This window comes from Pannonibacter anstelovis (assembly GCF_036881715.1).
GTDB lineage: Bacteria > Pseudomonadota > Alphaproteobacteria > Rhizobiales > Stappiaceae > Pannonibacter > Pannonibacter anstelovis.
The window spans coordinates 1-11,834 of sequence record NZ_JBAKBF010000012.1 but is presented as its reverse complement, the minus strand read 5'-3'; the positions used below and the strand labels follow the sequence as shown (position 1 = coordinate 11,834).

Sequence of the window (11,834 nt, the reverse complement as noted above, 5' to 3'; positions counted from 1 at the left end):
AATGACGGGTAAGCATGTCGCGGTACTGATGGGCGGGTGGGCGAATGAGAGGCCGGTGAGCCTTTCATCCGGTAACGCCTGCGCCGATGCGCTGGAAGCGCGCGGTTTCAAGGTGTCGCGCGTGGATGTTGACCGTTCCATCGCCGCCCGTCTGGCCGAGCTGAAGCCGGATGTGGCCTTCAATGCCCTGCATGGCCCCTTCGGCGAGGATGGCTGCATTCAGGGTCTGCTTGAGATCATGAACATCCCCTACACGCATTCCGGCGTGATGGCCTCCGCCCTTGCCATGAATAAGGTGAAGGCCAAGGCGGTGCTGGCAGCGCATGAGGTGCCGGTGACAGAGCATCTGATCATCAACCGGCGGGAAGTGGGTAATGAGCACCCGATGCGCCCGCCCTATGTGATCAAGCCCATTAACGAAGGTTCCAGTTTCGGCGTGCTGATCGTTAAGGAAGATCAGGCGTATCCGCCGCAGGAGCTGACGCGTGACGATTGGCCATATCCGGACACAATGATGTGCGAGACCTACATTCCTGGCCGCGAGCTGACCTGCGCGGTGATGGGAGATGAGGTGCTCGGGGTTATCGACATTGTGCCAAAAGGGCACGGTTTCTACGATTTTGAAGCGAAATATGCGGAAGGTGGCTCTGTGCACATCCTTCCTGCAAAACTTTCACCCTTTATTTACCAAGAAGTACAGAAACTTACCTTAACAGCGCATCGTGCGCTCGGCTGCCGGGGTGTTTCGAGGGCGGATTTCCGCTTCGATGAGCGTCCTGACGGGTCGGGAAGGCTGATTTGCCTGGAAGTTAACACTCAACCCGGAATGACCCCAACCTCGCTGGTTCCCGAGCTTGCCGCCTATGCCGGGCGTGATTTCGGGGATCTCGTCACCTGGATGGTGGAGGACGCAAGTTGCTGTCGCTGAGGCGCAAAGCCGAGATGGTAAGTGCTTATCCGCTTGAAGCGGAGCTGGCGCCGCGCGGGCGTGGTGTTCCGCGGCTGCGGCGCCGTCCTGTCTGGCGTCAGGCCGGCTGGATCGCCGATTTGCCCCGTTGGACTGGCACTGTTTCTGCTGTGGCCTTCCTGGCTGTCACCATCACGTATGGTGTCATTCTGGGAGGTCACGGGCGCATGGTGGCGCAGTCCCTGATCAGTGCTGCCGGGTTTGGCGTTGAGACGGTGAAGCTGTCTGGTCAGCGTGAAGTTGCCGAGTACCAGATCCTGGATGCTCTCGCGCTGGAGGAAGGTGATTCGCTGGTGCTGTTCGATGCGGATGCTGCGCGCGAGCGCTTGAAGCAGAACCCTTGGGTCAAGTCCGCGTCGGTGATGAAGCTCTACCCGAATACGGTAAAGGTCACGATCGACGAGTGGGTGCCCTACGCTCTCTGGCAGCGGGGCAATGCGGTCTCAATCGTGACCGAGCAGGGCGAAGTGATCACTGATGACGTGGATGGCCGCTATGCCAATCTGCTGCTCGTGGTGAATTACGGCGCCCAGACCCGTGCGGGGGAAATCCTCAAGGCCCTCGAGAACGAGCCGGAACTGCGCCCGCGTGTGCGCGCCGCTTATCTCATCGGCCAGCGCCGGTGGGATCTCATGCTCGAGAACGGCATCACAATCCGCCTTCCGGAAGAAGATCCGGCGAAGGCTCTGGCTGCTTTGGTGAAGATGGACAAGGAAAGTGCCATTCTGGCCCGTGACATTGCGGCCATCGATCTGCGCCTGCCGGACCGGGTGGTGGTGCGGTTGACGGATGAGGCCGCGCAGCGCCGCCGCGATGCGCTAGATGGCAACAAGAAAGTTGCAAGAGGGGGTGCCAACACATGAGCCGCACCGGTTCCACCCTCTACCTGCCGCGCATGCGCCCCCTTCCGGGGCGCCGCGCCGTTGTCATGTCCGTGCTGGACGTTGGCTCCACCAAGATCTGCTGCCTCATCGCCAAGCTGACCCCGCGCGGCGAAGGTTCTGTGCTGGCTGGGAGATCCCATGCCATCGAGGTTCTGGGCTACGGCTACCAGCGCTCGCGCGGGATCAAGTCCGGCGTGGTGGTGGACATGGATGCCGCAGAACAGGCGATCCGGCTCGCCGTGGATGCGGCCGAGCGCATGGCCGGCGTGACGGTTGAATCCGTCATCGCCAATGTCAGCTGCGGCCGCCTGCAGAGTGAGATCTTCAGCGCCACCGTGCCGCTGGCTGGCGATGCGGTGAGCGAAGCTGATATCCAGCGTGTTCTGGTTGCCGGCTCCTCGCACACAGTCATGGAAGGGCGCGCAGTCAATCATGCGCTGCCGATCTCCTATTCGCTGGACGGCAACCGTGGCATCCGCGATCCGCGCGGCATGCTGGGCATGAAACTGGGCGTCGACATGCAGGTCGTCACCACGGAGGTGCCGCCGGTCCGCAATCTCGAGCTTTGCATCAACCGTGGCCATCTGCATGTGGAAACGCTGGTGGCAACGCCTTATGCCAGCGGCCTGTCGACCATTGTGGATGACGAAGCCGAGCTGGGCGTTGCCTGCGTCGATATGGGCGGTGGAACCACAACGCTGTCCGTCTTCGTCGAGGGGCAGATGGTACATCTGGACGCGATCGCTGTCGGCGGCCAGCATGTGACGACAGACATTGCGCGTGCCTTTGCCATGCGCCTTTCGGACGCAGAGCGTCTGAAGACCCTTCATGGCTCGGCCCTGCCGACCAGCGTGGATGACCGTGAGATGCTCACGATCCCGCCGGTGGAAGGTGACCTGCCGCATCAGATCCCGCGTTCGTCCCTTATCCGGGTCGTGCGTCCGCGGGTTGAGGAAATCCTGGAGCTGGTCCGTGACCGGCTGACAGCTTCCGGCTTTGCCGGACGCGTCGGCAAGCAGATCGTCCTCACGGGCGGGGCGAGCCAGCTGACGGGATTGAGTGAAGTTGCGCGCCGGGTGATCGGCCGCAATGTCCGGCTCGGACGGCCGCTCGGGGTGGCCGGACTGCCGGATGCAGCCAAGGGGCCGGCATTCGCCGCCTCGGTCGGGTTGCTGATTTATCCGCAGGTCTCCCAGATCGAGCAGTTTCAGCCGAAACACAGGCGGTCTGGATGGGGCGGCAGCACGGGGTACCTGGCCCGTGTCGGCCAGTGGATCAGGGACAGCTTCTGACGCGGCATCCGCGTCAGGGGAAACTGCCGGAAACGGCGAACTTCAAAGGGAAGAATGCGGAGCCCCCGAGAACCGGGTGCTCCTTTAGGGTCGCGAGGATAGAATGACCATCAACCTGAAGATGCCCGACATTCAGGAGCTGAAGCCGCGGATCACGGTTTTCGGCGTCGGCGGCGCGGGCGGAAACGCCGTCAACAACATGATCACGGCCGGCCTGCAGGGCTGCGACTTCGTCGTAGCCAACACGGATGCGCAGGCCCTTGCCATGAACCACGCAGAACGCCTGATCCAGATGGGCGTGGCTGTGACCGAAGGCCTCGGCGCCGGCTCCCAGCCGGAAGTCGGCAGCGCTGCTGCCGAAGAGGTCATCGACGAAATCAATGACCACCTGTCCGGCTCGCACATGGTGTTCATCACCGCCGGCATGGGCGGTGGCACCGGTACGGGCGCTGCCCCCGTCATTGCCCGGGCGGCTCGCGCCCAGGGTATACTGACGGTAGGTGTGGTGACCAAACCGTTCCAGTTCGAAGGTGCGCGCCGCATGCGCATCGCCGAAGCAGGCATCCAGGAACTGCAGCGCAATGTCGATACTCTGATCGTCATTCCGAACCAGAACCTGTTCCGCATCGCCAATGCCCAGACCACCTTCGCCGACGCCTTTGCGATGGCTGACCAGGTGCTCTATTCGGGCGTGGCCTGCATCACCGACCTTATGGTCAAGGAAGGTCTCATCAACCTCGACTTTGCCGACGTGCGCTCGATCATGCGCGGCATGGGCAAGGCGATGATGGGCACCGGCGAGGCATCGGGCGAGAACCGCGCCCAGCAGGCTGCGGAAGCTGCCATCGCCAACCCGCTGCTCGACGAGACCTCGATGAAGGGCGCCAAGGGCCTGCTCATCTCGATCACGGGCGGCAACGATCTGACCCTGTTCGAAGTCGATGAAGCCGCGACCCGCATCCGCGAGGAAGTGGACGCCGACGCCAACATCATCCTGGGTGCAACCTTCGATGAAAGCATGGACGGCATCATTCGCGTTTCCGTCGTTGCCACCGGCATCGACAAGGAACTGCTGATGGGAAACGGTGAATTCGATGCCATTCCGGCACCGAAGGCCGAGCCCGTCGCCCGTCCGGTCATCAACACCGCTCCGCGTCAGCCCGAGCGCCCCGTTGAGCGCCCGGCCGTGACCAGCTTCCAGCAGGATGCAGCTTCCCGCGCTCTGGCCAGCCTCGAGCGTGAACTCGCGATCAACGAGCCGGCTCCGGCCGCTCAGGTGAGCGAGGCTGTGGAAGCCAAATCCTTTCGTCCCGCAACCGAAGCCGTAAGCCCTGCTCCGGTTCAGGCCGAAATCCCGGCAGCTCCGATGCAGCCGGTGGTTCAGCAGCCGGTTCAGGCCGCCGTACCGTTCGAGACCCCGGCTGCCGAACAGCCGATGGCTGCACCGCGCATGCCGCGCGTGGAAGACTTCCCGCCGATCGCCCAGCGTGAGCTGATGGCCCGCCAGCCGCAGCGCCCCGAAGCTGTTGCCCCGGCGGCTCCTGCTCCCGCTCCGCAGCCGATGGCTGCGCCTGCGCTCGACATGGAAGAGCATGGCGATGACCGCCGCCCGATGGGTCTGCTGCGCCGTCTGGCCAGCGGTCTGTCCCGCCGCGAAGATCATGAAGAGCATGCCGCGCATGAGGCTGCTCCCGTCATGACCCCGCGTGCTCCGGCAGCTGCGCCCCAGCCGCAGATGCGTCCGGCTCCGCGCATGCCGCAGATGGCCCCTGCTCAGCAGGGCCGTCCGGCCGGTGCTGCCGGTCAGCTCGACATGCAGGGCCGCGCTCCGGCGCGTCCGCAGGTGCACAGCGAGGAAGACCAGCTCGAGATCCCGGCGTTCCTGCGCCGGCAGTCGAACTGAGTCGCTTCTGACCCTTCTTCCCTTGGACGGCCTGACACGGAATGTGTCAGGCCGTTTCCGTGTGTCTGGAGGGTTCCTTAGGGAATTCAAAGGGTTGGGGCCGGGATTTGCGTTACAAACCGTAATAAAGCTTTATTTCTGACATGACGCCTGCGGGGCTATTGTGCTGCCAGTTCCAGAAGCGTTAATGCGCGGTAGCTAAAGTCATTTCAGTTTTCGGAATGACACTTTGACCGCGAAACCGGCATAGGCAGACCCGAATGACAAACCGTCTCGACTTCCAGACCACTGTGGCGGATCAGGTGACACTGACAGGCATTGGCGTCCATTCGGGTGCGCCGGCCTCGGTGACCCTTCTGCCCGCGGACGCTGGGACGGGGATTGTCTTCCACCGCACGGATGTGAGCGATGATCTGCAGACCGACATTCCGGGCCGCTGGGATCATGTGACGGCAACGGCGCTCTGCACCGTGATGGCCGATCCGGCCCGCAACGGTGTGTCCACGGTCGAGCATCTGATGGCTGCCCTGCGTGGCCTCGGCGTTGACAATGTCATCGTCGAAATGGACGGTCCGGAAATGCCGATCATGGACGGCAGCGCGGCTGCCTTCGTGGAGGCTATCGACCAGGTGGGCCTCAAGCGGCTCGACCGCGGCCGCCGTTATCTGCGAATCAAGAAGCCGGTCCGCTTCGAGCAGAATGGCGCCTGGTGCGAACTTCTGCCCTATTCCGGAACCCGCTTCGAGGTGACGATCGAGTTCGAGACGCCGCTGATCGGCCGCCAGACCTTTGCCAGCGACATGACCCCGGATGTGTTCCGCAAGGAAGTGTCGCGTGCCCGCACCTTCGGGCAGGTCAAGGAAGTCGAGAAGCTCTGGGCGATGGGCTTTGCCCGTGGCTCGTCACTGGAAAATTCCGTCGCCGTCGCCGATGACCGTGTGCTCAACCCCGAAGGCACCCGCTGGGCTGATGAGTTCGTCCGTCACAAGACCCTGGATGCGGTTGGGGATCTGGCTCTGGCCGGGCTGCCGATTCTCGGCCTCTACCGCTCCTACAAGGCCGGTCATCGCATGAATGTGGCCATTCTGGCTGAGCTGTTCAGCAAGGCTGGGCAGGATGCCTTCGAAATTGTCGAGGCTCCGTCATGGCGCGAACATGGCAATGTCGAGCGCTCCGGCCTTGCTGCTGCAGCCTTCGGCCCTGAGGTTTCCTGAGTTTTTTGAACAAGTCATTCGAGTGAGGGCGCCCAAGAGGCGCCCGCTCTTTGTCTGCGGTCACAAAAAAGCTCAAAAAAGACGACACACGGCGTGACGAATGCCGTCCGGTTCCGCTAAAAGCCTTAGCGAGGAACGTGTTTGGTAACCGGACTGTGGCCCCTGGGCAGGGGGCTCATGCATAACTCGGGCAAGGAGTGGTGAGGCGTGCTTCGAAACATGGCAACAGAGGCTGGCAAGCGTTCCGGCAGAAAGACTGCCCTTCTTGGCTCGATCATGCTGGTATGTGCACTGACCCTGTCAGCTTGCGCGTCCAAGGACGATGACGACCTGGCGCTGGACGATACCCCGGCCGAAGTGCTGTTCAACGAGGGCCTGGCGCTGCGCAATGCGGGCCGCCTGAGCGATGCCGGCAAGAAATTCACCGAGGTGGACAAGGTCTACCCCTATTCCGAGTATGCCCGGAAGTCGCTGATCAATCTGGCCTACATCAATTTCTCGCTGGGCCGCTACGCCGAGACGATCAATGCGGCAGACCGCTTCATCACGCTTTATCCGGGCAGTGAAGATGCGGCCTATGCGCTGTATCTGAAAGGCCAGTCCTATCAGCGCCAGATCCCGGACATCACCCGCGACCAGAAGATCACCGAGCAGGCGGCGCAGACCTTCAGCGAGCTGATCCAGCGCTATCCGGACAGCGAGTACACGCCGGACGCCAAGGCCAAGCTGCTGATGGCCGAGGACCAGCTGGCGGGCAAGGAAATGCAGGTTGGCCGCTACTATCTGGAGCGGCGCAACTACATTGCCGCGATCAACCGGTTCAAGACGGTGGTGATCAACTATCAGACCACCCGCCACGTCGAGGAAGCTTTGTTCCGTCTGACGGAAGGCTATTACGCGCTGGGTGTCGTGAACGAGGCGCAGACCGCTGCGGCCATCCTTGGTCACAATTATCCCGACAGCCAGTGGTACAAGGACGCTTTCTCGCTGTTGCAGAAGGGCGGCTATGAGCCCTCAGAGAACAAGTCGAGCTGGATCAGCCGCGCCTTCCAGGGGGTGAATGTGTTCTGATCCGGATACCGGGTCATCAGGGCGGGGCAATTTCAAATGCTGGCGACGCTGTCCATTCGCGATATCGTCCTCATCGACCGGCTCGACATCGAGTTTTCCGGCGGCATGACTGTGCTGACTGGCGAAACCGGCGCGGGCAAGTCCATTCTTCTTGACGCGCTCACCCTCGCCCTCGGCGGGCGGGGGGATGCCGGGCTTGTGCGTCACGGTGAGACGCAGGGGCAGGTGGTTGCCGTCTTCGATGTTGCGGGCGCCCATCCCGTGCGCGCCTTGCTGCGTGAGAATGATGTGCCTGATGACGGCGATGTCATTCTGCGCCGTATCCAGACCGCCGATGGCCGTAGCCGCGCCTTTATCAACGATCAGCCCGTCAGCGTCGGCTTGCTTCGGCAGGCGGGGCAGATGCTGGTCGAGGTGCATGGCCAGCATGACGAGCGCGCGCTCGTAGATCCCGAAAGCCACCGCCTTCTGCTGGACGCCTTTGGCGTGCTGCAGGGCGAGCTGACGGCGGTTGAAGCCGCTTACTCTGCCTATCGCAAGGCGGAGAAGGCGCTGCGCGACCACAAGGCCCGTATTGAGGCTGCCCGCCGCGAAGCCGATTTCCTGCGTTCCGCCGTTGATGAGTTGAAGACCCTCGACCCGAAACAGGGTGAGGAAGAGGCGCTGGCGCTGCGCCGGGCCGAGATGATGCAGGTGGAGAAGATCGCCACCGACCTCAACGAGGCCTATGAAACGCTGAACGGCGGTGCGTCGCCAATCCCGGAATTATCAAGTCTGCTGCGCCGTCTGGAGCGCAAGGCCGATCAGGCACCGAAGCTTCTCTCAAGCCCGGTAGCTGCGCTGGCAACGGCTCTCGACAACCTCGAGGAGGCCCGTTCCGGTCTCGAAGCTGCCATCCGCGAGACGGATTTCGATCCGCGCGAGCTGGAGGCTGCCGAAGAGCGGCTGTTTGCCCTGCGCGCTGCGGCCCGCAAGTTCTCCGTTCAGGTGGATGAGCTGCCGGCGCTGCGCCAGAAGATGGCAGCAGACCTCAATGACCTGGATGCGGGCGAGGAAAAGCTGGATGCTCTTGCGGCGGCTGCGGATGCGGCGCGCAAGGCTTTTGACGGTCTGGCTGCTGATCTCTCGGCACGCCGTGCCACAACGGCCCGTGCGCTCGAAGCTGCCGTTGCCGCCGAGCTTCCGGCGCTGAAGCTGGAGCGGGCGCGGTTTATCGTCGAGATGACCAGTGATCCGGAGAACCGCTCGGCCAGCGGCGTCGATACTGTCGAGTTTTGGGTGCAGACCAACCCTGGCACGCGCCCGGGTCCGATGATGAAGGTCGCCTCGGGTGGCGAGCTTTCGCGTTTCCTGCTGGCGCTCAAGGTGTCGCTGGCGGACAGCGGTTCGGTTCCGTCGCTGGTCTTCGACGAGATTGATACGGGCGTCGGCGGCGCTGTGGCAGAGGCCATCGGTATGCGTCTGGCGCGGCTTGCCCGCTCCGTGCAGGTGCTGACGGTGACACATGCGCCGCAGGTTGCTGCCCGCGCCAATGGTCATTTCCTGATTTCGAAGGAAGCTGTTGCCGAAGACCGGGTGGCCACCCGCATCACTCCGATTGATGATGCGCACCGGCGCGAGGAAATCGCCCGGATGCTGGCTGGAAGTGTCATCACCGACGAAGCCCGTGCGGCGGCTGAGAAACTCATGGCCCACGCTCCGGGCTGAGTTGGGGGCATGCGTGGAGCGTGGGCCATGAAGGTCAGGTGCGGGGGGATTTCACCTGACTTGGAGTGTCTTTTCTGTGCCTTGTGCGGGGCTTAGTCCCGCGTCGTCGGCGTTGTCATCGGGCCTTCCTGCGGCTTCGGTAATTCGATCTTGCTTTCACCCACATTCGGGATGTTCAGCTCGATCACGGCCTTGTCCTGCTTGGCGAAACCGCCTTGTGCCACATAGAGCGCAACACCGGCCAGAGCCACGGCGAGGGCGCCTGCCACAAACCAACCTGCATTGCTACCGGGACGAAGCTTTGCTGAATTGTTTCCTGCGGGCATCTTGGCCTCTCCTTCTTCTGGCTTTAATACCAAGGCGCTGCGATGCTGACGCATCCGGCCTCGAGACCACTTACGTCCCCGTGAGGCTTGGTGGTCTGTTCGGGAGAAGAACTCGGCAGCCCTGCTTCCGGTTCCGTCCCTGCTCTGATTTTTTGTGGTCCTGCGGCTGAGGCAGGGCTTCTGCATTGCGGATGACAACCATGACCGGGACTGACAGCTCCAACGCCAACACCGCCGTCGAGACCCTGACGCTTGAGCAGGCCGCAGCCGAGTTGCAGCGGCTCGCCAGCGAGATCGCCTTCCACGATGCGCGCTATCACGGTGAGGATGCGCCGGTCATTTCCGATGCGGACTATGACGCCCTGCGCCAGCGCAACGCCGCCATCGAGGCGCGCTTTCCGGAGCTGATGCGGGCCGACAGCCCGTCAGAACGGGTGGGGGCCGCGCCTGCCGATGGCTTCGGCAAGGTCACCCATGCGGTGCCGATGCTCTCTCTCGACAATGCCTTTGCCGATGAGGATGTGCGCGATTTCGTGGGCCGCGTCCGCCGCTTTCTGAAGTTTGATCCGCTGATGGGTGAGCTTGCGGTGACGGCTGAGCCGAAGATTGACGGGCTGTCCCTGTCGCTGCGCTATGAGAAGGGCGTCCTCGTCAGTGCGGCCACCCGTGGGGACGGTGCGGTGGGCGAGAACGTCACCGCCAATGCCCGCACCATCGCCGATATCCCGCATGAACTGCCTGCCGGTGTGCCGGAAGTGGTGGAGGTGCGCGGCGAAGTCTACATGTCTCATGCCGACTTTGCCGCCCTCAATGCGCGCATGGCCGGCAACGGCGGCAAAGTCTTCGCCAATCCGCGCAATGCGGCGGCGGGTTCACTGCGCCAGCTCAACCCGGAGATCACCGCCTCGCGCCCCTTGCGCTTCTTTGCCTATGCTTGGGGGCAGATGAGCGAGGTGCCCTGTGACACACAGTTCGATATGGTGCGCCGCTTCGGCGACTGGGGCTTTACCATCAACCCGCGCATGGTCCGCTGCACCAGCGTCGAGGAGCTTCTGACCGTCTATCACGGCATCGAGGAAGACCGCGCCAGCCTTGGCTATGACATTGACGGCGTCGTCTACAAGGTGGACCGTCTGGACCTGCAGCAGCGTCTCGGCTTCGTCTCCCGCTCGCCCCGCTGGGCGATTGCACATAAGTTCCCGGCCGAGAAGGCCTATACGATCCTGCGCGACATCGAGATCCAGGTTGGCCGCACCGGTGCCCTGACGCCTGTCGCCAAGCTTGAGCCGGTGACGGTGGGCGGTGTGGTCGTCTCCAACGCGACGCTGCACAACGAGGATTACATCAAGGGCATCGGCACCGATGGTGAGCCTATCCGCGGCGGTGTGGACCTGCGCATCGGCGACACGGTGCAGATCCAGCGCGCAGGTGACGTGATTCCGCAGGTGATTGCGGTGGACCTGGAACGCCGCCCGGCGGATGCCGTGCCCTTTGTCTTCCCGGACGTATGCCCTGCCTGCGGCAGCCATGCGGTGCGGGAGATCAATGCGAAGACAGGCCGCCCGGATGCCGTGCGCCGCTGTACCGGCGGCCTCGTCTGCCCGGCGCAGGCTTCCGAAAAGCTGAAGCACTTTGTCTCCCGCAATGCCTTTGATATCGAGGGGCTTGGCGACAAGCAGATTGACGCCTTCTTTGCCGAAGGGCTGGTGCGCAGCCCGGCGGAGATCTTCACGCTGGAGGCCCGTGACAAGCTGGCGCTGACCAAGCTGCGCAACCGGGAAGGCTGGGGTGCCGTTTCGGCAAAGAACCTGTTCGAGGCGATCAATGCCCGCCGCCGTATCGATCTGAACCGCTTCATCTTCGCACTCGGCATCCGCCATGTGGGGGAGGGCAACGCCAAGCTTCTCGCCCGCGCCTATGGCTCCTTCTCCGCCTTCTCCGCAGCCATGGAAGCCGCGCAGGACCGCAGCAGCGAGGCCTGGGCGGAGCTCAACGCCATCGACGGTATCGGCGAAACTGTGGCCGAGGCAGTGGTGCAGTTCTTTGCCGAGGACCACAACCGCGAGGCCCTGACTGCGCTCCTGGCCGAAGTGACGCCGCAGGACGCGGAGAAGATCAGCGCCGAAGGTTCGCCGGTTGCCGGCAAGACAGTCGTCTTCACCGGCTCCCTGGAGCGCATGACCCGCGACGAGGCAAAGGCCATGGCCGAACGGCTTGGCGCCAAGGTCGCCGGCTCGGTCTCCAAGAAAACGGACCTCGTGGTCGCAGGCCCCGGCGCCGGCTCCAAACTCAAGACCGCGCAGGATCTTGGTATCGAAGTGATCACGGAAGATGGCTGGTTCGATCTGGTTGGCGGGTGAGGGCGCTGGTACTGGGCACGCCGGGCGGAGCGAAGCGCGAGCCGGCAACTGTTTCATTGATGTCTGAATGTGGCGTTCTCCCGGAGCATGGCATTGAGGATTGTGAGGAG

General features: G+C 63.2%; 9 protein-coding genes. 8 read left to right on the top strand and 1 reads right to left on the bottom strand.

Going from position 1 to position 11,834, the window contains the following annotated elements; all coding sequences use genetic code 11:
* Position 1 precedes the first annotated feature (1 nt).
* The 7 genes from V6L75_RS16945 (at position 2) to recN (ending at position 9,038) form a co-directional block, all read left to right on the top strand.
* Complete coding sequence (locus V6L75_RS16945; RefSeq protein WP_334252663.1) at positions 2–928, top strand: D-alanine--D-alanine ligase; 927 nt, start codon at positions 2–4, stop codon at positions 926–928.
* A 14-nt stretch (positions 929–942) separates the two neighbouring features.
* Positions 943–1,830, top strand: coding sequence for a cell division protein FtsQ/DivIB (locus V6L75_RS16940; RefSeq protein WP_334252662.1), 888 nt, complete (start codon positions 943–945; stop codon positions 1,828–1,830).
* Positions 1,827–3,143 carry a cell division protein FtsA gene (ftsA, locus tag V6L75_RS16935; protein WP_334252661.1) on the top strand — a complete coding sequence of 439 codons (1,317 nt, stop codon included), beginning with the start codon at positions 1,827–1,829 and terminating at the stop codon, positions 3,141–3,143. Before V6L75_RS16940 ends, ftsA begins: the two co-directional genes overlap by 4 nt.
* 103 nt (positions 3,144–3,246) lie before the next feature.
* A complete protein-coding gene (gene ftsZ / locus V6L75_RS16930; protein ID WP_334252660.1) occupies positions 3,247–5,046 on the top strand; it encodes a cell division protein FtsZ in 1,800 nt (599 codons plus the stop codon).
* 260 nt (positions 5,047–5,306) lie between these two features.
* Complete coding sequence (lpxC, locus tag V6L75_RS16925; protein WP_334252659.1) at positions 5,307–6,260, top strand: UDP-3-O-acyl-N-acetylglucosamine deacetylase; 954 nt, start codon at positions 5,307–5,309, stop codon at positions 6,258–6,260.
* 219 nt (positions 6,261–6,479) lie between these two features.
* Entirely contained in the window at positions 6,480–7,331 is an 852-nt protein-coding gene (locus tag V6L75_RS16920) for an outer membrane protein assembly factor BamD (RefSeq protein ID WP_334252658.1), read from the top strand.
* A 36-nt stretch (positions 7,332–7,367) separates the two neighbouring features.
* A complete protein-coding gene (gene recN, locus V6L75_RS16915) occupies positions 7,368–9,038 on the top strand; it encodes a DNA repair protein RecN (protein WP_334252657.1) in 1,671 nt (556 codons plus the stop codon).
* A 92-nt stretch (positions 9,039–9,130) separates the two neighbouring features.
* On the opposite strand, the gene V6L75_RS16910 is transcribed toward recN, so the two are convergent.
* Positions 9,131–9,307, bottom strand: a complete 177-nt coding sequence (locus V6L75_RS16910) for a hypothetical protein (RefSeq protein WP_334252656.1) — start codon at positions 9,305–9,307, stop codon at positions 9,131–9,133.
* A 257-nt stretch (positions 9,308–9,564) separates the two neighbouring features.
* Here V6L75_RS16910 and ligA point away from each other — a divergent pair, with 257 nt between their 5' ends.
* A complete protein-coding gene (ligA, locus tag V6L75_RS16905) occupies positions 9,565–11,724 on the top strand; it encodes an NAD-dependent DNA ligase LigA (RefSeq protein WP_334252655.1) in 2,160 nt (719 codons plus the stop codon).
* The last annotated feature ends 110 nt before the right edge of the window (positions 11,725–11,834 follow it).

What these genes read in the sequence shown, in the direction of transcription:
- lpxC (WP_334252659.1), top strand. Translation starts at nt 5,307, where the DNA reads ATGACAAACCGTCTCGACTTCCAGACCACTGTGGCGGATCAGGTGACA.
- V6L75_RS16920 (WP_334252658.1), top strand. Translation starts at nt 6,480, where the DNA reads ATGGCAACAGAGGCTGGCAAGCGTTCCGGCAGAAAGACTGCCCTTCTT.
- ftsA (WP_334252661.1), top strand. Translation starts at nt 1,827, where the DNA reads ATGAGCCGCACCGGTTCCACCCTCTACCTGCCGCGCATGCGCCCCCTT.
- recN (WP_334252657.1), top strand. Translation starts at nt 7,368, where the DNA reads ATGCTGGCGACGCTGTCCATTCGCGATATCGTCCTCATCGACCGGCTC.
- ftsZ (WP_334252660.1), top strand. Translation starts at nt 3,247, where the DNA reads ATGACCATCAACCTGAAGATGCCCGACATTCAGGAGCTGAAGCCGCGG.
- V6L75_RS16940 (WP_334252662.1), top strand. Translation starts at nt 943, where the DNA reads ATGGTAAGTGCTTATCCGCTTGAAGCGGAGCTGGCGCCGCGCGGGCGT.
- ligA (WP_334252655.1), top strand. Translation starts at nt 9,565, where the DNA reads ATGACCGGGACTGACAGCTCCAACGCCAACACCGCCGTCGAGACCCTG.
- V6L75_RS16945 (WP_334252663.1), top strand. Translation starts at nt 2, where the DNA reads ATGACGGGTAAGCATGTCGCGGTACTGATGGGCGGGTGGGCGAATGAG.